Source organism: Pseudomonas hunanensis, from assembly GCF_013393325.1.
GTDB lineage: Bacteria > Pseudomonadota > Gammaproteobacteria > Pseudomonadales > Pseudomonadaceae > Aquipseudomonas > Aquipseudomonas putida_P.
Map to the genome: position 1 here is coordinate 11874 of NZ_QJRC01000013.1, position 19480 is coordinate 31353.

General features: G+C 61.5%; 16 protein-coding genes and 1 tRNA gene. 8 read left to right on the forward strand and 9 right to left on the reverse strand.

Annotation, left to right across the window (positions count from 1 at the left end):
* Positions 1 to 32: 32 nt before the first annotated feature.
* The 4 genes from DM807_RS00095 to DM807_RS00110 form a co-directional block, all read right to left on the reverse strand.
* Positions 33 to 2369, reverse strand: a complete 2337-nt coding sequence (locus DM807_RS00095) for a TonB-dependent siderophore receptor (protein ID WP_179026920.1) — start codon at positions 2367 to 2369, stop codon at positions 33 to 35.
* Positions 2370 to 2500: 131 nt separating this feature from the next.
* A complete protein-coding gene (locus DM807_RS00100; protein WP_179026921.1) occupies positions 2501 to 3430 on the reverse strand; it encodes a FecR family protein in 930 nt (309 codons plus the stop codon).
* 5 nt (positions 3431 to 3435) lie between these two features.
* Positions 3436 to 3933, reverse strand: coding sequence for an RNA polymerase sigma factor (locus DM807_RS00105; protein ID WP_012270414.1), 498 nt, complete (start codon positions 3931 to 3933; stop codon positions 3436 to 3438).
* Between the two features lie 286 nt (positions 3934 to 4219).
* Positions 4220 to 5149 carry a malate dehydrogenase gene (locus DM807_RS00110; RefSeq protein WP_012270412.1) on the reverse strand — a complete coding sequence of 310 codons (930 nt, stop codon included), beginning with the start codon at positions 5147 to 5149 and terminating at the stop codon, positions 4220 to 4222.
* A 334-nt stretch (positions 5150 to 5483) separates the two neighbouring features.
* On the opposite strand from DM807_RS00110, the gene DM807_RS00115 reads away from it, so the two are divergent.
* From DM807_RS00115 to DM807_RS00130, 4 genes are all read left to right on the forward strand, one after another.
* Positions 5484 to 6869 carry a GntP family permease gene (locus DM807_RS00115; RefSeq protein WP_060494421.1) on the forward strand — a complete coding sequence of 462 codons (1386 nt, stop codon included), beginning with the start codon at positions 5484 to 5486 and terminating at the stop codon, positions 6867 to 6869.
* 141 nt (positions 6870 to 7010) lie between these two features.
* A complete protein-coding gene (locus DM807_RS00120; protein ID WP_012270410.1) occupies positions 7011 to 7517 on the forward strand; it encodes a sigma-70 family RNA polymerase sigma factor in 507 nt (168 codons plus the stop codon).
* On the forward strand, positions 7514 to 8470 hold the full coding sequence (locus DM807_RS00125; protein WP_179026922.1) for a FecR domain-containing protein: 957 nt from the start codon (positions 7514 to 7516) through the stop codon (positions 8468 to 8470). Before DM807_RS00120 ends, DM807_RS00125 begins: the two co-directional genes overlap by 4 nt.
* 128 nt (positions 8471 to 8598) lie before the next feature.
* Complete coding sequence (locus DM807_RS00130; protein ID WP_179026923.1) at positions 8599 to 11043, forward strand: TonB-dependent siderophore receptor; 2445 nt, start codon at positions 8599 to 8601, stop codon at positions 11041 to 11043.
* A 210-nt stretch (positions 11044 to 11253) separates the two neighbouring features.
* Here DM807_RS00130 and DM807_RS00135 read toward each other — a convergent pair whose 3' ends face one another.
* The 5 genes from DM807_RS00135 to DM807_RS00155 all read right to left on the reverse strand — a co-directional run bounded on the left by DM807_RS00135 (position 11254) and on the right by DM807_RS00155 (position 16235).
* Entirely contained in the window at positions 11254 to 13659 is a 2406-nt protein-coding gene (locus tag DM807_RS00135; protein WP_179026924.1) for a TonB-dependent siderophore receptor, read from the reverse strand.
* A gap of 82 nt (positions 13660 to 13741) precedes the next feature.
* Positions 13742 to 14767, reverse strand: coding sequence for a FecR domain-containing protein (locus tag DM807_RS00140; RefSeq protein WP_081337024.1), 1026 nt, complete (start codon positions 14765 to 14767; stop codon positions 13742 to 13744).
* Entirely contained in the window at positions 14737 to 15243 is a 507-nt protein-coding gene (locus DM807_RS00145; protein ID WP_012270405.1) for a sigma-70 family RNA polymerase sigma factor, read from the reverse strand. The genes DM807_RS00140 and DM807_RS00145 overlap by 31 nt, the downstream gene beginning before the upstream one ends.
* Before the next feature lie 434 nt (positions 15244 to 15677).
* Positions 15678 to 15753 (reverse strand) — tRNA-Thr (locus tag DM807_RS00150).
* A gap of 71 nt (positions 15754 to 15824) precedes the next feature.
* On the reverse strand, positions 15825 to 16235 hold the full coding sequence (locus DM807_RS00155; RefSeq protein WP_060494319.1) for a pilin: 411 nt from the start codon (positions 16233 to 16235) through the stop codon (positions 15825 to 15827).
* 216 nt (positions 16236 to 16451) lie between these two features.
* Here DM807_RS00155 and DM807_RS00160 point away from each other — a divergent pair, with 216 nt between their 5' ends.
* From DM807_RS00160 to yacG, 4 genes are read left to right on the forward strand one after another with little or no spacing between them, the layout of a single operon-like run.
* Positions 16452 to 17660 (forward strand): type II secretion system F family protein, encoded by a 1209-nt coding sequence (locus DM807_RS00160; protein WP_179026925.1) that lies wholly within the window; start codon positions 16452 to 16454, stop codon positions 17658 to 17660.
* A 2-nt stretch (positions 17661 to 17662) separates the two neighbouring features.
* On the forward strand, positions 17663 to 18529 hold the full coding sequence (locus tag DM807_RS00165) for a prepilin peptidase (RefSeq protein ID WP_012270394.1): 867 nt from the start codon (positions 17663 to 17665) through the stop codon (positions 18527 to 18529).
* Positions 18529 to 19152: a dephospho-CoA kinase gene (coaE, locus tag DM807_RS00170; protein ID WP_012270393.1), complete on the forward strand. Its 624-nt coding sequence runs from the start codon at positions 18529 to 18531 to the stop codon at positions 19150 to 19152. The genes DM807_RS00165 and coaE overlap by 1 nt, the downstream gene beginning before the upstream one ends.
* Positions 19149 to 19349: a DNA gyrase inhibitor YacG gene (gene yacG / locus DM807_RS00175; protein ID WP_012270392.1), complete on the forward strand. Its 201-nt coding sequence runs from the start codon at positions 19149 to 19151 to the stop codon at positions 19347 to 19349. Before coaE ends, yacG begins: the two co-directional genes overlap by 4 nt.
* Positions 19350 to 19480: the final 131 nt, after the last annotated feature.

Below are 19480 nucleotides of genomic sequence, written 5' to 3' on the forward strand. Positions count from 1 at the left end.
AGCGATGGGCCGCAAAGCGGCCCCTTGGGTAATCACCAGTTATACGTCACCGTCCCGTAAACCGTGCGCTGCTGCCCATACTGGCAGCCCATATCGCTGAAACAGCCGGCCACATACTCCTTGTCGAACAGGTTGCTGGCATTGAGCGCCAGCTCCACGCCTTTGAGCGAAGCGTCCAGCTTGCCCAACTCGTAGCTGACCATTGCATCCACCAGCACGTAGCTGTCGACCTTGAAGCTGTTCTGCGCATCGCCGAAGGTGCTACCCACATAACGGGTGCCAGCGCCCAGCCGCAGCCCGTTCAGCGATCCACCTTGCAACTGGTAGTCCGCCCACAGCGAGGCCATGTGCTCCGGCGTACGGAACGGCGTATTGCCCTGGGTGCCGCGCTCGGACTGGGTAACTTCGACATCGTTCCAGGTGTAGCTGCCAATCAGGTTGAAGCCCGGCGCCAGCTCGGTTCTGGCCTCCAGCTCGACACCGCGTGAGCGTACTTCGCCTTCCTGGCGGCTGAAGCCGTTGATGGTCTCGGTGACGTTCTGCTTGGTCAGCTCGAACACCGCGATGGTGTACAGGCTGTTGCTGCCCGGTGGCTCGTATTTCAGGCCCAGCTCGTACTGTTTGCCGGTTTCCGGGTCGAGCTGGGTGCCATCGGCGGTAGTGCCCATCACCGGCAGGAACGACTCGCTGTAGCTGACGTACGGCGCCAGGCCATTGTCGAACAGGTAGACCAACCCGGCACGGCCGCTGAATTTCTCGTCCTTCTGAGTTTGCGGGGCGCGATCGTCCTTCTGGTTGACCGCCCAGTCGTAGCGCCCGCCCAGCAGCAACACCCAGTTGTCGATACGCAGCTGGTCCTGCAGGTACACGCCGGTCTGGGACAGCTTCTGCTCATAGCTGGCAAAGCTGAACGGCACCGTGCTCAGCGGCTGACCGTACACCGGCTGGAACGGGTCGAAGCTTTGCAGGATGAAGTCCAGTGACTGCTGCTGGTCGAACTTGCCGTTGTTGTAGTCCACCCCACTCAGCAAAGTGTGCTCCACCGGCCCGGTCGCGAAGTCGGCCTGAACATGGGTGTCCACCGTAAACAAACGGCCATCGCCCTTGCGCTGGTCGCTGTAACGCGAATACTGCCCACCGCCGACTGGGCCGAACAAGGCGATTTCGCTGCTGGCCTGGCGGTAGTTGCTGTAGCGCACATTCTGGCGCAGGGTCCAGGTTTCATCGAAGTGATGTTCGAACACATAGCCCAACGAGGTCTTTTCGTTGGTCATGAAGTCGTAGGCGCTGTCGCCCACGTAGGTGTCACGGTCCAGCCGGCCACGCGCATCGCGGAACACGGTGCCGCTGGCGGGAAGCGAGTTGGCGAAGTTACCAGTCTGACGCTGATACTCACCCAGCAGGGTGAACTCGGTATTGGCACTGGGCCGATAGCTGAGCGCCGGGGCGATGTACTGCCGGCGGTTGGTGATGTGATCGGTCTGGGCATCGGTTTCGCGGAACAGGCCGGTCAGGTGATAACTCCAGATGCCTTCGTCATCCAGCGCATCACCCAGGTCGAAGGCGCCTTGCTGATAGTTCAGGTTGCCGGCCTGCAACTGCACTTCGTGCAAGGGCTGCTGGGTGGGGCGCTTGCTCACCAGGTTGATCTGCCCGCCTGGGTCCGAGGCGCCGTACAACACCGAGCTGGCACCACGCAGTACCTCGATGCGCTCCAGGCCATACGGTTCTGGCGCGTCCCAGCCGAGAAACTCCGGCAGGAAGGTACGGGTGCCATCGCGCAGCATGCGCCCGGTGCCCTGCTGGAAACCGCGGATGGACAATTGATCGACGACGAACTGCGGGCCAGCCAGTTCGGTGTTGACGCCTGGGGTGTAGCGCAGCGCCTGGGCCACGGTCTTGGGTTGCTGCGCCTCGATCTGCTCGCGGGTAATGACCGAGACCGAGGCTGGGGTCTCGATCAACGGGGTGTCGGTCTTGCTGCCGACCGAGGAGCGCTTGGCCACGTAGCCATCGTCCGGGCTGACGGAGCTGTAGGCCTGGCCAACGATCGACGTGGCCCCAAGCTCCAGCGCGCCAGACGATTGCGCAGCGGGCTCCAAGGTGACGCTGGTGCTGCCGGTGGCGCGCCAGGTCAGGCCACTGCCCTGCAGTAGCTCGGACAGCGCCGCTTCCGGTTCATGCCGCCCAGTGACGCCTCGGCTGCTCTTGCCCTGCACCAAATTGCCATCGAAGATCACCTGCAGTCCGCCCTGCGCGGCCAGACGGTTGAGCGCACTGGCCAGGGGTTGCGGGGCGATGTCGAACTCACGCGGCTCGGCCAGGGCCAGCCCTGGGAGCAGCGCGCACAGCAAAGAAAACGACGTCATCGACGCCCTGCGAAATTGCCCTCGGTCCATCACACTCCCCTTTCAAATACGAAGCATTCGTTTTTGAGAAGGGATGACGGATGACTGTGACAGACCCGTAAAAATAATTGTCGATGCAGGCTAACCCGTGCTCAGTCGCGCGCCTCAAACACCAGCAGAAAATCCGAGTACCGATGAATGCTCAGGGGGAACGCCTGCTCAAGGGTCGCCAAGCCTTCATCCAGCCGGTCCAGCTGGAAGGTGCCACTGACCTTGAGCCCACGCAATTGCTCATCGCCAATCAGCAACCACCCCGGCCGATACTGTTCCAGAGCCTTCAGCACCTGCGCCAGCGGCGCCTGCTCGAACACCAGCCGCCCCTGCTGCCAGGCCAGTGCACTGCCCACATCCAGCCCGTGCTTGCCGCCCAACCGCCCAGCCTCTCGCCCCACCGCTTCACCGGCAGAAAGCTCGACTCGGTCGGTGGTATCACTGACCGCCACCCGCCCACGCTTGACCACCACCCCCACCGACGCGCCCTCACGGCTCACTGCATACACAGTACCCAACGCCGTAGCCTGCACCGCCCCTGCCTGCACGGTGAACGGCCGTGCCGGGTCATGCGCCACCTCGAACACCGCCTCGCCCTTGCGCAAGGTGATACGCCGCGCCCGGTCATTCATCTCAACGTCCACAGCCGACTCGGCATCCAGGCTGATACGCGAGCCATCACTCAACGTGACAACCCGGCGCTCCCCTACCCCGGTCCGATAATCCGCGCCCCATTGCCCATGCCAGGCCAACGCCACGCCGACGGCCAACACCAGCACCGCCGCACTGGCCAACGCCCATTGCCGCGCCGGCGCACGCCGCCGCGCAGGGGCCTGAAGCTGCCCGCTCAACGCCCATAGCCGTCTTGCCTCGACAAACGCCTGCTGATGCTCCGGCGCCTGCGCGCACCAGGCCCGCGCCGCCTCCACGTCGCCAGGCCGCACATCTCCCGAAGTCAGACGCACCACCCAGGCCTGGGCAGCCCGGCGTACGTCAGGTGAGGGGTCGAGGGGAGCGGAAGGCTTGTGCATAACGGTCAACGTTGCAAACTCTGGCCCAGAAAGTCCAGCGCAATGGCCAACTGCTTCTCCACCGTGCTCACGGAAACGCCCAACTGCTCGGCCACCGCTTTGTGCGCCATACCCTCCAGGCGGCACAGCAGAAAAATCTCCTGGCAACGTGGCGGCAGGCGCTGCAACGCCTCGGCCATCAGCGCCAGCTCGCGCCGGGCGGCGACTTCGGCAAATGGCTCGGGGCTTTCGCCGGTGACTTCGTACAGGTACGCCATACCTTCGTCATGCTGCCCCCGCGTGCCACGGCTGCGGGTGTGGTCGATGACCAGGTTGCGGGCAATGCGAAACAGCAGGCTGCGCAGGTTCAGCACCGGGGCCCGGGGTGGTTGGCGCAGCATGCGCAGGTAGGTTTCCTGCACCAGGTCGGCGGCGGTGTCGGTGTTGCGCAACTGGCGGTACAGGAACGCGCGCAACTCTCCGGCATGGGCCTTGAAAGCCAGTTCCAGCTCTTCGGTCTTCATGCGTGGGGGCGACCCGGGCGGGGGAAGAAGGCGCTGACTTTAACGATAAGGGTTTTCATTTACAACGGGCGCCTTGCACGCCGCATCCTGGGCATTGCCGAGCTTGCGCTGCAGCCACTGGCGAATCCAGCCGTGATGGAAACGGTAGAGTGCCTCCAGTTCGAGGCCTGGGGCTGTAGCACTGGGAACGGGCAATTGGAGCGCGGAACGTCGGCGGCGTTGGTCATGGGTGGCGCTTGGTCTAGAAACCGAGCGCCACCTGCGCGGCGCGTGATCTGCCCCTCGCTTACAAAGCCTTCATCTCATCAATATCCCGCGCCACCTGATCCGCAGACTGGTCGAACATCGCCTGTTCCTGCGCATCCAGCGGCAACTCGATCACCCGCGCAAGCCCCTCGTCTGCGAGTACACAGGGCACGCCCATGGCAATATCCTTGCGCCCATATTCACCCTGCAGAATCGCCACAGCCGGCAAAATGCGGTTTCGCCCATTGGCGATGGCATCCACCATCTGTGCAATCGCCACGCCCGGTGCATCGCAGGCGCTGCCCATCTTCTTCAAGCCCAGAATCTCGCCGCCGCCTTTGCGAGTTCGCTCGACAATCTGCTCGATCTGCTCGCTGGAGAGAAAATGCGACAGCGGCACCGAGCCGATCTGGCAGTAGCGCATCAGCGGCACCATGCTGTCGCCATGCCCCCCCAGCACCAGCGCCGTGATGTCCTTGGCAGAAAAGCCGGTTTGCTCGGCGATGAAACACTTCATGCGTGCGGTATCCAGCACGCCCGCCTGCCCAAACACCTTGTCGCGCCCCAGCCCGCTGACGCTCCAGGCGCGATAGGTCAGCACGTCGACCGGGTTGGACACCACCAATACCGTCGCTGCCGGGGCATGGTGTTTGATGTCCGTCATGATGCCATCCAGTATCGGCAGGTTGATGCTCAGCACATCCTGACGTGACTGGCCGGGCTTGCGCGGTACGCCCGCCGTAATCACCACCAGGTCGGAACCGTCCAGCATTTCGGCCTTGGCCCCGCCGTAGACTCGGGTATCCGAGCCAGACTCCACGGCGGCCTGCCACACGTCCAGCGCTTTGCCCTGCGCCAGCTCGCCCTGCACATCCATCAACACCAGCTCACGGCACAACTCATCCCGGGCAATGATCTGCGCCGCGGCCTCGCCGACCAAGCCGGCACCTACGATTGTCAATTTGTTCACCAGACACCTCCCAGCGGCGCGCGCCACCAGGAACACGCCTGCGTATAGAAAGAAGTATTGCCCGCTGGGGCCAAAAGGCCACCCGAAGGCGATACCTGGCCATCAGAGCCAACCCGCATCGGCACGCCCGCCAAGACCCGACTGCCTGCTCTTGACAGTCTCCCGCCGCAACGCGAATACTTTGAGAGGATTCATATAGATGACCAAATAACAAGGTGAATCACCCCATGAATGCTCTGCCCTGCAACGCTTTTTCTCCCGGTGCTGCCCCTGCGTGCACCCGCCTCGGATTCACCCCTTCAGCTAAAGCGCCCGCCCAACCGAGACTGCCTGAATGACCCCCTTGGATATACAGCTGTTATTGACCGCGCTGGTCAGTGTCCTGGTGCTGGTGGCACTCATCGTGTCGCGCCTGAAGATGCACCCGCTGCTGGCCTTGCTGGTGGTGTCCATTGGGGTGGGCTTCGCTACCCGCATGGAGCCAGGCAGCATCGTCTCCCACTTGCTTACCGGCGCCGGAAAAACCCTGGGGGCCGTCGGGGTGGTGATTGCCCTGGGCGCGATGCTCGGCAAAATTCTGGCTGACGCTGGCGTCACCGAGCAGGTCGCTGATGTCATCCTCAAGCGCACCTCGGACCGCATGATTCCGTGGGCCATGATGTTGGTTGCCTTCGTCATTGGCATCCCCATGTTTTTCGAAGTGGGCCTGGTGATCATGCTGCCGCTGATTTTCAGCGTGGCGCGCAAGCTGGAAAGCAAGGCCCGCTTCAAGGGCTCTGCATACGTGTATGTAGGCGTGCCGGTGATTTCGGCGCTGGCTGCCATGCACGGCATGGTACCGCCGCACCCTGGCCCCCTGACCGCCATCGCGGTGCTCAAGACCTCGGTTGGGCCCACCATGCTTTACGGCTTCCTGGCGGCTATCCCGGCAATGATCCTGGGCGGCCCGCTGTATGGCATGTTCATTTCGCCGCGCATGAGCACTCGGCCTGATCAGGCTTTGCTGGACCAGTTCACCCTGGCTGAAAAAGCCGACGATCAACCCCGCCCCGGCGTAGCGATCGGCATGCTGGCCGCGTTGCTGCCGGCGATTCTGATGCTGGTGCATGCCGTCGCCGAGATGCTGCTACCCAAGGGCAACCCGTTGCTGGAGCTGGCCAGTTTCCTCGGCAACCCGCTGATCGCCATGTTGCTGGGCGTGCTGTTCGCCGGCGCCAGCCTGGTACTGGCGCGCGGCGGTGACGCCGAACACCTGCGCGATGCACTGGGCAAAAGCCTCAAGCCTATCGCCTCGATCATCATGATCATCGCCGGCGGCGGGGCTTTTCAGGAGATGCTGACCAGCGCCAAGGTGGGTGATGCCATTGTGCACCTGACTCAGCAATCGGCCTTCCCGCCCTTGATGCTGGGGTGGTTGATCGCGATGTTGCTTTCGGTGTCTACCGGCTCCGCCACGGTAGGTATCGTTGGGGCTGCCGGCTTGCTGGCACCGCTGGCAGGTGCTGACCCCAGCCTCAACCTGCCGTTGCTGGCCTTGTCCATCGGCTGTGGCTCGCTGTTCTTCAACTATGCGAACCATGCAGGGTTCTGGATGGTGAAAGAGTCCTTTGGGATGACCATGGGCGAAGCCACCAAGACCATCTCGGTGGTGCAGTCCATCGTGGCGGTGGTCGGGTTGATTGTGGTGCTGGTCTTGAATGCGGCAATTACTGTGAATTGATCCCGGGGCATTGCTCAAGCTGCACGCCCCATCGCCAGAAGGTCGTGCAGCCGATTCCGGCAAAGGCAGTTTCCAAATTTCCTCTTCCCCCCTACAATTGCAACTGATTCTTATCTGCGGCCAATTGACGGGAAGAGGAACGTGCCCACTGATGCCCCGTTGCAACCCCTCGACAGCCTTTATCGCGACCACCACGGCTGGCTGCAAGGTTGGCTGCGTCTGCGCCTTGGTGATCGAGAACGGGCTGCGGATATTGCCCAGGACACTTTCCTGCGCCTGCTGGTAACGCGACGCCTGCCAGAGCAGAACGACGGCCGCCGTTTCCTGGCCCAGATCGCCCGCAACCTGGTCATAGACCAATGGCGTCGCCAACGGATCAAGCACGCTTACCTGGAGAGCCTGGCCGCCCTCCCCGAACCAGAAAGCCCGTCGCTGGAAACCCGCGCCATCGTGATCGAAACCCTGATGCAGATCGACGCCATGCTCGACAGCATGCCGGCGAAGGTGCGCGAGGCGTTCCTGCTGTCGCAGTTTGAAGGGCTGACCTATAGCCAAATCGCCGAACGCCTCGAAGTCAGTGTCAGCTCGGTACAAAAGTACATGCTGCGCGCCATCACCGCCTGCTATCAGGTGCTGTACGCCGAATGAAAACTTCCAACGAAACGCCCATCGCCGCAACCATCGTCGAACAGGCCAGCCATTGGTTAATGCTGCAATGGAGCGGCGAGCTGGACAAAGCACAACAGCGTCGCTTTGCTGAGTGGCGAAATGCGGACCCGGAACATGCCCGTGCGTGGCAGCGCCTGGAGCACCTGCAACATACCCTGAGCGGTGTGTCAGCAGATACCGCGCTGGCCGTGCTACGGGAGCAGCCTGACGCGCGCCGTCGACAGACGCTGAAACTGCTCAGCGCCCTGCTTTTGGCTGGCGGCAGCGGTTACATCGTCCAATCGCAATTGCCCTGGCGCGAGGCCATGGCAGATCTGCGCAGCGGCACGGGTGAGCGCCTGCAGCGCACGTTGGCCGATGGCAGCCGGCTTGGCTTGAACAGCGGTAGCGCGGTTGATATCCAGTTCAGCGCAAGCGAGCGCCGCATTCGCCTGCTCGCTGGGGAGTTGCTGCTCGACAGCGGCCATGACCCCGCGCAACGCCCACTGATCGTGGACACCGTAGCCGGGGATGTCCTGGCACTCGGCACGCGCTTTTCCGTGTACCAACATGACGATAAATGCCAGGTCGACCTGTTTGAGGGCGAACTGGAACTGCGCCCGCGTCAGGCTCGCGCCATACGCCTGCAAGCCGGACAAGGTTGCTGGTTTTCCACCACCCAGATCGGTGACATCGCACCCGCGAATCTCAACGCCATCGCCTGGCACGATGGTCGGCTGATCGCCGAGCGCATGCCGCTCGGGCAGTTCACCGCAGAACTGGCTCACCATCGGGCCGGTGTGCTGCGCTGCGACCCTGCCGTCGCCGCCCTGCCGCTAACCGGCGTTTTTCCGCTGGCAGACACCGACCGCGTACTTACAGCGCTAGAGCAATCCCTACCGGTAAAAGTACACCGCCTGACACGTTTTTGGACCACCATCAGTCCCGCATGACCAGCGTTACCCAAGTGCTGCAACGGCAATGAATGAAAAAAACGCTGCTGCCCGTTGTCGGTTTTGCCGACTCGTCCGGGATACCTCTTGAATTTAACCAAGAAGCATTCTCAAGAGGAACAGTCAGAATGCCGTATCTGCCCACAACACCCCGTTCTCGATTGAGCCTTGCGGTTCGTCACACCCTGTTTGCCGGCTTGCTTTGCAGCAGCCCCCTTTTACTGGCGCTGCCCGCAACATCGGCTGGCGCCAGCGAGCAATCACGCAGTTACGCCATCCCCGCCGGCGGCCTGGATCAGGCGTTGAACCGCTTCGCGAGCGAGGCCGGCATCCTGCTTTCTGCCGACGCCCAGCTGACCGCCGGCAAGCGCAGCGCTGGGCTCAATGGCAGCTATGACATTGACGAGGGCCTGGCCCAGCTGCTGGCGGGTACTGGCCTTCGGGCACTCAATAGCGGTGGCAACTATACGGTGGAGGTCGTTGCCGACAGTGGTGGCGCCCTGGAGTTGAGTGCAACCAACATCATCAGCAACCAGCTGGGCACCGTCACCGAAGGCACGGGGTCCTACACGCCCGGCACCATCGCCACGGCCACCCGCCTGGTGCTGAAACCCAGGGAAACCCCGCAGTCGATCAGCGTGGTCACTCGTCAGCACATGGATGACTTTGCCCTCAACACTGTCGACGCAGTCATGCGCCACACCCCAGGTATTACCGTGTCGGCTTACGACACTGATCGCACCAACTACTATTCGCGCGGTTTCTCGATCAACAACTTCCAGTACGACGGCATCCCCTCCGCCGTGCGCAACGTCGCCTACTCGGCAGGCAACACCCTGAGCGACATGGCGATCTACGACCGTATCGAAGTACTCAAGGGCGCATCCGGCCTACTCAGCGGCGCAGGCTCGCTGGGCGGCACCATCAACCTGGTACGCAAAAAGCCCACCGCCGACTTCCAGGGCCACGCCACCCTGGGTGCAGGCTCGTGGGACAACTACCGCAGCGAACTGGATGTCAGCGGCCCGCTGACCGAAACCGGCAACGTTCGCGGCCGGGCCGTGGCCGCCTATCAGGACAAGCATTCGTTCATCGACCGCTACTCGAGCCAGAACTCGGTGTTCTACGGCATCCTCGAGTTCGACCTGTCACCTGACACGCTGCTGACGGTAGGCGCCGACTACCAGGACAACGACCCCAAGGGTTCCACCTGGTCTGGCAGCTTCCCGCTGCTCAATTCCAAGGGCGAGCGCAACGACGCCAAGCGCTCGTTCAGCAACTCGACCGACTGGAGCAGCTGGCAGCAATACACCCGCACGGTGTTCGCCACCCTGGAACACGACCTGGGTGACGGCTGGGTGACCAAGCTGCAACTGGACCACAAGTACAACGGCTACGATGCGCAAATGGGCGCCATCCAATTCGACCAGCCGCAGCCCGACGGCAGCGCTGAAATCAACGCACAACGCTACAAGGGCGACACCACAAGCGACTCGGCTGACCTTTACGTGAGCGGCCCGTTCAGCATGCTCGGCCGCGAGCATGACCTGGTACTGGGCGGCTCGATCAGCAAGGCACACTGGAGCGGCAAGGGTTACTGGGACGAAACCTTCTCGGTGCCGAACCGGGTGGACTACAACAACTGGCACGGCAACCTGCCCAAGCCCGACTGGGGTCCGGTGTCGCAGCGCACCGACGATGTCATCCGGCAGACCGGCGTGTACCTCACCACCCGCCTGAACGTGACCGACGACCTGAAAGTGCTGCTGGGTGGCCGCGTGGTCAACTACAGCCTGACCGGCCTGACCCCGACCTACACCGAGTCCGGGCGCTTCATTCCCTATGCCGGCGCCATCTACGACCTGAACGAAAATTTCTCGGTCTACGCCAGTTACACCGACGTGTTCATGCCCCAGGAAAACTACAACCGCGACCGCGACAACAAACTGATCGAGCCGGATGAAGGCGAAAACTACGAAATCGGCATCAAGAGCGAGTTTTTCGACGGCCGCCTGAACGCCAGCCTGGCCTACTTCGAGGTCAAGGAAAGCAACCGCTCGGTACCGGATGACGCCTACAACAACCAGACCCCTACCCCGCCCAACTACGCGTTCAAGGGCAGCAAGGCGACCACCAAAGGCTACGAGCTGGAAGTGTCCGGCGAGCTGGCCCCGGGCTGGCAGGTGCAGGGCGGCTACACCCACAAGGTGGTGCGCGACAGCAACGACGTGAAGCTCTCCACCTTCGAGCCCGAAGACCAGCTAAGCCTCTACACCACCTACAAACTCACCGGTGACCTGGACAAGATCACCCTTGGCGGTGGTGCGCGTTGGCAGAACAAGGCCTGGCAGCAGATCTGGAACAGCCCCAAGGGCATGAACGAGGACGTTACGCAAGAATCCTACTGGGTGGTGGACCTGATGACCCGCTACCAGATCACCCCGAACCTGTCGGCGACCGTCAACCTCAACAACATCTTCGACAAGTATTACTACACCAACGTCGGCTTCTATAACTCGGCCATTTACGGCGAACCGCGCAACGTCATGGTCACTACTCGCTGGGACTTCTGAGGCCAGCGCGGGCCAGGGGCCTGGCCATCACCCAGGCTATCGCGTCACCCGGTAAGAGCAGCCTTGTGCTGCTCCTACAGGTTCCGTGCTTACCGTGGCATCGCCCAGCAGCGGCCTTGCGCAGAACTCAAACACCCACACAATCGCTGTAGGCGCTGGCTTGCCTGCGATGGGCTGCGCAGCAGCCCCAGCCTCCCTAAAGGGCACAAGTCAGAAGTTGTACTTGATACCCGTCATGATGTTTCTTGGCGCACCGTACATACCGTGGTCGCCGGCATAGCTGAGGTACTCGCGGTCGAACACGTTGTTCAGGTTCACAGACGCACTCAGATGTTGGTTGAAGTCGTAGCGCGCCAAGAGGTTGGTGACGGCATAGCTGCCCTGAGTGAAGGTGTGCAGGTCGGCACCGGTTTTACTCTGCCAGTTCACACCGCCGCCAAGGGTGACCTTGTTCAAGATGCCCGGCAGGCGATAGCTGGTGAAGGTCTTCAGACTGTGGCGAGGCAGGGTAGTAACGATACGTTGGTCGTCAGCGTCGGTGCTGACTGCATAGGCATAACCGGCAGATGCCTGCCAGCCTTCAGCCAGTTCTCCATCCAGGGTAAATTCAGCGCCCTTGGTAGTGGTGCCCTGTTCTGACTTGTACGTGTTGCCGCCTGGGGTATCGATCCAGATCGCCAGGTTGTCCTGCTCGATCTTGAACAGCGCGACGCTGGAGTTCAGCTTGCCATCGAAGTGGCTGCCCTTGATACCGACTTCATAACCGGTGCCTTCCATCGGGTCCAGTGGTTTGTTGTTGATGTCGCGAACCCAGGACGACTGAGGGTTGAAGATTTTCGTATAGCTGGCATACAGCGACCACGTATCGTTGACGTCATACACTACGCCGGCATACGGAATGTAGACGCCGGTCTCCGACTCTTTGGTCTTGGTTTTCTCTGCGTTGTAGGGTTTGTCCTCGATCTCACGATGCCAGTCGATCACGCGGCTACCCAGCAAGATACTGAGAGCGTCGGTGGCATGCAGGCGCGTGGCGAGATAAGCGGCGTATTGGGTTTCGTCGTTAGTGGATTTGCCAGTGACGTTGAATTCCGGTTTTACCGAGTTGCCGTTCCAGTTCAGCAGGTTGTCGATCGCCCCGGCCGGAGAGCCGGAATAGTCGTACTTCCAGCCGCCATAGCTTGGCACGTTCTCGTAGTAGTTGGACAAGGTCACACCGGCGATCAACTCGTGCTCGCGGCCCAACAGGCCGAACGGGCCGGTCAGGTAGGCATCGATGTTGTTCTGGCGCGGGATACCAGAGAAACGCACGGGCAACTGAGTGGTGCCGCTTCCGTCCGGGTTGAGGCCACCGTTTACGTAGTTGAAGACTTCATCGAACTTGTTTTCGGAGTGGGTCAGCTCGATCTTCCCGCTCCAACCATTGGCGAACTGCTGTTCGATCGACGTGAAAAAGCTGGTTTGTTCATGGTCGTTGTAGGACCAGGTTTGAGCTGAATTGAGCGAGCGTTTGAGGTTGGTGCGAGAGCCGTCGGTGAAACGGGTCGGCAGGCCAGAGCGCATTGGGGAGTCAACGTCTGTGCGTTGGTAACTGAAGCCCATGGTCAGTAGGGTGTCTTCAGTCAGGTCAAACTCGGTAATGCCGTAGATCAGTTGCGAGTCCTGCTTGTAGCGGTCGACCCAGGACCGCTCGGTCTTGAAGTCGGCGACCACACGACCGCGTACGTTACCGGTTTCGGTCAGCGGGCCAGACACATCAAAGCCGGTACCGTAGCGGTCCCAATTACCGGCTTCGGCCCAGACGCTGACCTGTGCCTCAGCGGTCGGACGCTTGCGGATCAGGTTGATCGTCGCTGAAGGACTGCCCAGGCCGCTGATCAAGCCGGTAGCACCGCGCACCACCTCCACACGGTCATACATGGCCATGCTCTGGGTGTAGTTGTCCATGCGCTTGACGGTGGGCACGCCGTCGATTTCAAAGTTCTGAATCTCGAAGCCCCGAGAGAAGTAACCGTCAGACTCGGCACCCAGTCCGTCGCGCAACACGATGACGCCCGGGGTGGCATCGAGGGTGTCACTGAGATTGGTCAGGCGCTGATCATCCAGGCGCTGGCGGGTCATGACGGTCAGCGACTGCGGGGTTTCTTTGGGGGTCAGGTTCAGGCGGGTCGAACTGCTGGATGAATAGGTGGTGTACAGCCCGGTACCTTCTGTCGTCGACCCGGGCGCTTTGCCCGAAATTGAAATGCTTTGAAGCTCCAGGGCGCTAGAAGCTGGCGCTCGTTGCAGGGTGTATCGCCCATCCGGCTGGCGAACCGCAATGAGTTGGCTGCCTGCGAGTAGCGCCTGTAAAGCACCGTCGACCGTGTAATCACCACTCAAACCAGGGCTGTTTTGCCCGGCAATCAAATCATTGGGAAACGACAGCAGCAAATGGGCTTGCTGGCCCAGTTGGTTGAGCGCAGTACCGAGTGACGCCGGGGGAATTTCGTAGTGTTGCACGCTGTTATCGGCAGCGGCCCACACGGGCGATGAAGTAGCGATCAGAACCGCCGCGGTGCAACCCAATGTGTTGGCGAGCGACCTGTAGTGCGACGAAATACTGCGGTGAGGCATGTGAAGTTCCCCCGATGATTTTTGATGTATGGCCTATGAGTCTCGCCAGAAATCAAAACGGCTCATCGAGGACGAAAAAACTTCAGACGTTCGCTGGCGAGGGACGCAAGTTGATCCACAGGCGAGTGAAACGCTGTACCTCCAATTGCAGCGTCTGGGCGACGGCATCGATGACTCGATCGCTGTCAGCCAGCGGGTAGGTGCCCCACACGCGCAGATTGGCCAAGGCGGCGTCGCACCCAAGATACCCATGACGATAGCGGCCAAGTTCGTCGAGGAAAGCCTGAAGCGGTTGGCCGTTGGCGACGATCATGCCTTCGGCCCAGGCGGGGCTGGATGCTTGCATTACACCCTGATCGAGCACACCAAGCGGCCCGAAACGCGCCAGCTGCCCGGCTTGCAGGGCAGTCCAGGTGCCGGCCTGAGTCGGGGTCACTTGAAGCGAGCCACGATAGACCGCCAACTGGGTAGAGCCATTGTCGAGCTGCCGTATCGTGAAACGTGCCGAGGACGCTTGCGTGCGAACCTGAGCGGTATCGATGAATAGCGCCGGGTTCAAGGCAGCATCAATCAAGACCTCGCCGCTGAGCAATCGAAGGTGCCAACGATGGCCCGTCGCACGAGCGTTTATCGCGCTATGGGTATTGAGTTCTAGCGACAGATCCGAGGCCAGCGCAACACGTCGCTGCTCGCCCACACCCGTGGTGTAATCGGCACTGAGGCGCGACACCATTTCGCTGTCTCGACTCATCCATGCACCGGCGCTTGCAGCCAGCAACAATGCCAACCCTTTTATCGCCCGACGCCTGCTCAGCTTTTCCTGGGAGGGAAGCAACAGCGCCCGCCGGGCAAGGTCTGGATCGCCTCGGGTGCGCAAAGAGTCGAGCTGCTCCCCCAGCGCCAAGGCTTTTTCCCAGGCCAGTTCATGCAAAGGGTGTTCACTACGCCATGCCACAAAAGCGGCCTGTGCGGATGAATCGAAATTGGCCTCCTGCATATCGAGCCACCACTCCATCGCCTCCTCACACATTTTTGGCGATAGCGATGGTTCTCGGCTAACGGCGTTCCCGGAAATCGTCATTGCAGCGATCCCGTCACCAGCATGCATCGCGCACCCGCCTTGATGATATGGCGTTTGACGGTAGCGATCGAAATACCCAGCCGTTCGGCAATTTCTCCGTGGCTGAGCCCGTCCAGTTGCGACCAGAGAAAAGCCTTTTTGACGGCGACATCCAGTTCGCAGAGCGCTTCGTCGAGCCGAACCAGCGTCTCGAAAACAATCAGTTGGGTCGCCAGATCCGGCAGCACGCTTTCGTCTTCCGTCTGGAGCGCATCCAGGTAGGCTTTTTCCAAGCGTGCGCGGCGATAGTGGTTGGACAGGACACTGCGTGCCACCTTGGCCAAGAAAGGCCGAGGCTGGCGGACTTCAAATGCCTGGTCACTGACCAACAGACGCATGAAGGTGTCCTGCATCAAATCAGCAGCGCGGTGTGAGCAGCTCAATTGCCGATACAGCCAGCTACGCAACCAGCGGTGTTGCTGTTCGTACAGAGCAGTGAACTGAGCGGTATCGACGGATGCCATTGGCGGTCACAGAATTGATGCAAATGAGAAGCGGTATCATATTTGACTAATTGGGTGCCGACAAGGATGCAAAAGGGCGCAGTGTGTGAAGGGCTGCGTAGCAGCCCCAATACCCCTATCCAACGGGAATGGACCACCAGGCTGCGGTAACCGGCCTTGTTACGAAAGCTCAATCGCGGGTTGTGTTCGCACTCCAGCATTTCATCGTGATGCCAAAACCAGGTTTGGCCGAGCAGCCGGTGTCAGTCAAGAAAGCAGTAGTACGAGCCAAAAGGGCAAACCCCTTTCTCGAATCGACTTTATCCCGACCATTACCCCCTTAAATCGGCTGGCAGCTGTCGGAATCCGACGGAACGCTATAACGAAAAAACCCGCCAAAAGGCGGGTTTTACGGGGGTTCCAGAGATTTTGGTAGCCTTCGCTGGAACCTGAACTGGTGCCGGAGACAGGAATCGAACCTGCGACCTTCGCGTTACGAGTGCGCTGCTCTACCGACTGAGCTACACCGGCGTGTAGCGCAACGTACCACTGCTCACACCCGCAACGCAAACCCCTGTTTCCGCTAGTTTATTACCCTACCCTCAAGCCCCCTTGCAGCCCTTGGGCGCCAGGTCTTCCTCGATGTCGGTGGTGCACGCCCATCCAGTTGCGGAACGCTTCAAAGTCAGTGACTTGCCCACCACATTGGCCGGCGCATCCACCAGCGTGCAAGCAATGCTGCCGCTGCCATCCGCCGCCTTGCCATCGGCTGCGATCGCACAATGCGCCGTCGCGGGCTGGCCACCCAGCTCGGTCACGCCCGTTACGTCTTTCCCGTCATTCAAGCGCAGATCCATCGCCGTCTTCAGCGCGCTGATCTCCAGCAACCCGGCCGCAGCCTTGGAGCGGGCCTGGTGGTTGGTGTACATCGGTAAGGCGATGGTCGCCAGAATGCCGATGATCGCGACGACGATCATCAGTTCGATCAGGGTGATACCGCGTTGCCCTTTCATGAACGTATTTCCTTTTTGATTCGCTAACACGTTGAGGTCCGTGGCGCCCCAACCGGCAGCGGCGCAGTAGGCCTGAACAGACACCTTTTGTCACCCCTGCCCGCTTGGGCGTCATCTTCGCTGAACTACTCTAGTGAGCATCACGGACGCATGCCTTTGCATGGACGCGGCAAGCTGTTTCCAGCCTTGTCGCTGGAGCAGAAAAAGGACCTTTGCATGACTTCATCTTCACTCCTTTACAGCTGGCACGGCACCGACGCCAGCGGCACGCCGGTCAGCGGCCAGACACCTGGCCGCAGCCCGGCTTATGTGCGCGCTGCGCTGATCCGCCAGGGCATCACGGTGGCCAGTTTGCGGCCGGCCAGCGGGCTGACGTTCCGTTTGCCGAAGCGGCGCGAAAAGGCTGACCCGGCAGGGTTCAGCCGGCAGTTGGCGACATTGCTCAGGGCCGGGGTGCCGCTGCTGCAGGCGTTCGAGGTGATGGGGCGCAGTGGTTGCGATGCGGCGCAGGCTGCGTTGCTGGGTAGATTGAAACAGGATGTGGCCTCGGGCCTGGGGCTGGCGGATGCGTTGCAGCGTCACCCGGCATGGTTCGATGCGTTGTACTGCAACCTGGTGCGGGTGGGTGAGCATTCCGGCACGCTTGACCGGCAGCTCGAGCAGCTGGCGGACATGCTGGAGCAGCGACGGGTGCTGCACAAGAAGGTGCGCAAGGCAATGATCTACCCGCTGCTGCTGTTGCTGACCGGGCTGGGGGTGTCAGCGATTTTGTTGCTGGAGGTGATTCCGAAGTTCGAGAGCATGTTCTCGGGCATGGGTACGACGTTGCCGGCATTTACCCAGTGGGTGATTGACTTGTCCACAGGGCTGAGTCGGTTTGCCCCGCTACTGCTGGTGATGGGCGTGGTGCTGGGTTTTGCCGTGCGCCAGCTTTACCGGCAGCACACGCCTGCGCGCCTGTGGATATCTCGGCGGGTGCTGGGCTTGCCGGTGTTTGGCAAATTGCTGGGGCAGGCGGCGCTAGCACGGTTTGCGCGTAGCCTGGCAACATCCTACGGCGCCGGCGTGGCGTTGCTGGATGCGCTTGTAACGGTGGCTGGAGTGACTGGGGGCGAGCTGCACGAGCAAGCGGTGCTGCGGTTGCGCCAGGGCATGGCCAATGGGCAGGGGCTGAACCAGGCGATGGCCAGTGAACCGCTGTTTCCGCCTTTGCTGGTGCAAATGACGGCCATCGGTGAATCCAGCGGCACGCTGGACCAGATGCTGGAAAAAGCCGCCAGCCATTACGAGGAACAGGTCAGCCAGGCGCTGGACCAGTTGACCAGCCTGCTGGAGCCCGCCATCGTGCTGATCCTGGGCCTGCTGGTGGGGGGCCTGGTGGTGGCGATGTACTTGCCGATCTTCCAGTTGGGTAGCTTGATCTGAACATGACTTCATGGACTTTGCTGGCTGAACAGCCGGCGTACTTCCTCACCCTGGCCACGCTGCTCGGCCTGCTGGTGGGCAGCTTTCTCAACGTGCTGGTGTATCGCCTGCCGATCATGCTGGAGCGGCAATGGCAGCGTGAAGCACAGGAGATGTTGGGGCAGCCGATTGCGCAACACGAACGGTTCGACCTGTGCCTACCGGCCTCCCGCTGCCCACATTGCGCGCATCCGATTCGCGCGTGGGAGAACATCCCGGTGATCAGCTATCTGGCCTTGCGCGGGCGGTGTTCATCCTGCAAAACCCGCATCAGCCCGCGCTACCCGCTGGTGGAAGTGGCCAGCGCGCTGCTTTCGCTGGTGGTGGCCTGGCGCTTTGGCGCTTCGGTCGAAGCCTTGCTGGCATTACCACTCACCTGGTGCCTGCTGGCCCTGAGCCTGATCGATGCGGACCACCAGTTGCTGCCGGATGCGCTGGTGCTGCCGATGCTGTGGCTGGGGCTTATCGTCAATGCCTTTGGCATCTATGCCCCACTGACCGACGCGCTGTGGGGCGCGGTGGCCGGATACCTCAGCTTGTGGACCGTGTACTGGCTGTTCAAGCTGATCACCGGCAAGGAAGGCATGGGCTATGGCGATTTCAAGCTGATGGCGCTGATCGGGGCCTGGGGTGGCTGGCAGGTGCTGCCGTTGACGCTGCTGCTGTCGTCGGTGGTGGGGGCGCTGGTTGGCCTGTGCTTGCTGCGTTTGCGCCGGCATGCGATGGGGACAGCGATACCGTTTGGCCCTTATCTGGCGATTGCGGGGTGGATTGCTGTGCTCTGGGGTGATGAAATGTACGCCTCTTACATGCAACTGCTTGGATACTGATGGCCACTGCAGCCTTTACCCCCTGGATTCTCGGCCTGACCGGCGGCATTGGTAGCGGCAAGAGCGCCGCTGCCGAACGCTTCGTCGAGCTTGGCGTGCACCTGGTCGATGCCGACCAGGCAGCGCGCTGGGTGGTCGAACCTGGCCGCCCGGCCTTGGCCAGCATCGTCGAGCGCTTCGGCCCGGGTGTGCTGCAGGCGGACGGCCAACTCGACCGCGCCGCTCTGCGCCAACTGATCTTCGCCGACCCGGCGCAGCGCAAATGGCTGGAGCAACTGCTGCACCCGCTGATCGGGCAGGAGATTTTCAGCTACCTGGCAAAGGCGCAGTCGCCTTATGCAATCTACGTGTCGCCGCTGCTGATCGAGTCGGGCCAGTACCACAAAACCCAGCGTGTGCTGGTGATCGATGCACCGCAAGAACTGCAAATAGCCCGTACTCTGGCGCGCGACAACACCAGTGCCGAGCAGGTGCAAGCGATTCTGCAGGCCCAGCTGGCCCGCGAGGAACGCCTGCGCCATGCCGATGATGTGCTGGTCAACGACGGCGACCTGGCCGCACTGCATGAGCAGATTGACCGCCTGCACCACTTTTACCTGACTTTGAAAGGAGGCCAGCCATGAGCCAGCCGTTGACCGTCGATTGCCCGACCTGTGGCGCACCTGTGGAATGGACCGAAAAAAGCGCGTTCCGGCCGTTTTGCTCGGACCGCTGCAAACTGATCGACCTGGGGGCCTGGGCGGCCGAGGAGCACAAGATTGCGGGGTCGGAAGAGTCCGAAGATGAGCTGTATTCGGGGGACCTGGAGCCGCGGCACTGAGCTGATTGCAAGGCGGTTGTGCCGGGCCTCTTGCCCCAGACCAAATCCTTGAGACTGGCGCGGTACCTGTAGGAGCGGCCTTGTGTCGCGATGGGCTGCAAAGCAGCCCCAGCAATTGTTGCTCTAACGCC

Excerpts from the sequence above, each read along its gene's own strand:
- DM807_RS00095 (WP_179026920.1), bottom strand. The coding sequence starts at position 2,369 with ATGACGTCGTTTTCTTTGCTGTGCGCGCTGCTCCCAGGGCTGGCCCTG.
- DM807_RS00100 (WP_179026921.1), bottom strand. The coding sequence starts at position 3,430 with ATGCACAAGCCTTCCGCTCCCCTCGACCCCTCACCTGACGTACGCCGG.
- DM807_RS00105 (WP_012270414.1), bottom strand. The coding sequence starts at position 3,933 with ATGAAGACCGAAGAGCTGGAACTGGCTTTCAAGGCCCATGCCGGAGAG.
- DM807_RS00115 (WP_060494421.1), top strand. The coding sequence starts at position 5,484 with ATGACCCCCTTGGATATACAGCTGTTATTGACCGCGCTGGTCAGTGTC.
- DM807_RS00125 (WP_179026922.1), top strand. The coding sequence starts at position 7,514 with ATGAAAACTTCCAACGAAACGCCCATCGCCGCAACCATCGTCGAACAG.
- DM807_RS00130 (WP_179026923.1), top strand. The coding sequence starts at position 8,599 with ATGCCGTATCTGCCCACAACACCCCGTTCTCGATTGAGCCTTGCGGTT.
- DM807_RS00135 (WP_179026924.1), bottom strand. The coding sequence starts at position 13,659 with ATGCCTCACCGCAGTATTTCGTCGCACTACAGGTCGCTCGCCAACACA.
- DM807_RS00140 (WP_081337024.1), bottom strand. The coding sequence starts at position 14,767 with ATGCATGCTGGTGACGGGATCGCTGCAATGACGATTTCCGGGAACGCC.
- DM807_RS00145 (WP_012270405.1), bottom strand. The coding sequence starts at position 15,243 with ATGGCATCCGTCGATACCGCTCAGTTCACTGCTCTGTACGAACAGCAA.
- DM807_RS00155 (WP_060494319.1), bottom strand. The coding sequence starts at position 16,235 with ATGAAAGGGCAACGCGGTATCACCCTGATCGAACTGATGATCGTCGTC.
- DM807_RS00160 (WP_179026925.1), top strand. The coding sequence starts at position 16,452 with ATGACTTCATCTTCACTCCTTTACAGCTGGCACGGCACCGACGCCAGC.
- DM807_RS00165 (WP_012270394.1), top strand. The coding sequence starts at position 17,663 with ATGACTTCATGGACTTTGCTGGCTGAACAGCCGGCGTACTTCCTCACC.
- coaE (WP_012270393.1), top strand. The coding sequence starts at position 18,529 with ATGGCCACTGCAGCCTTTACCCCCTGGATTCTCGGCCTGACCGGCGGC.
- yacG (WP_012270392.1), top strand. The coding sequence starts at position 19,149 with ATGAGCCAGCCGTTGACCGTCGATTGCCCGACCTGTGGCGCACCTGTG.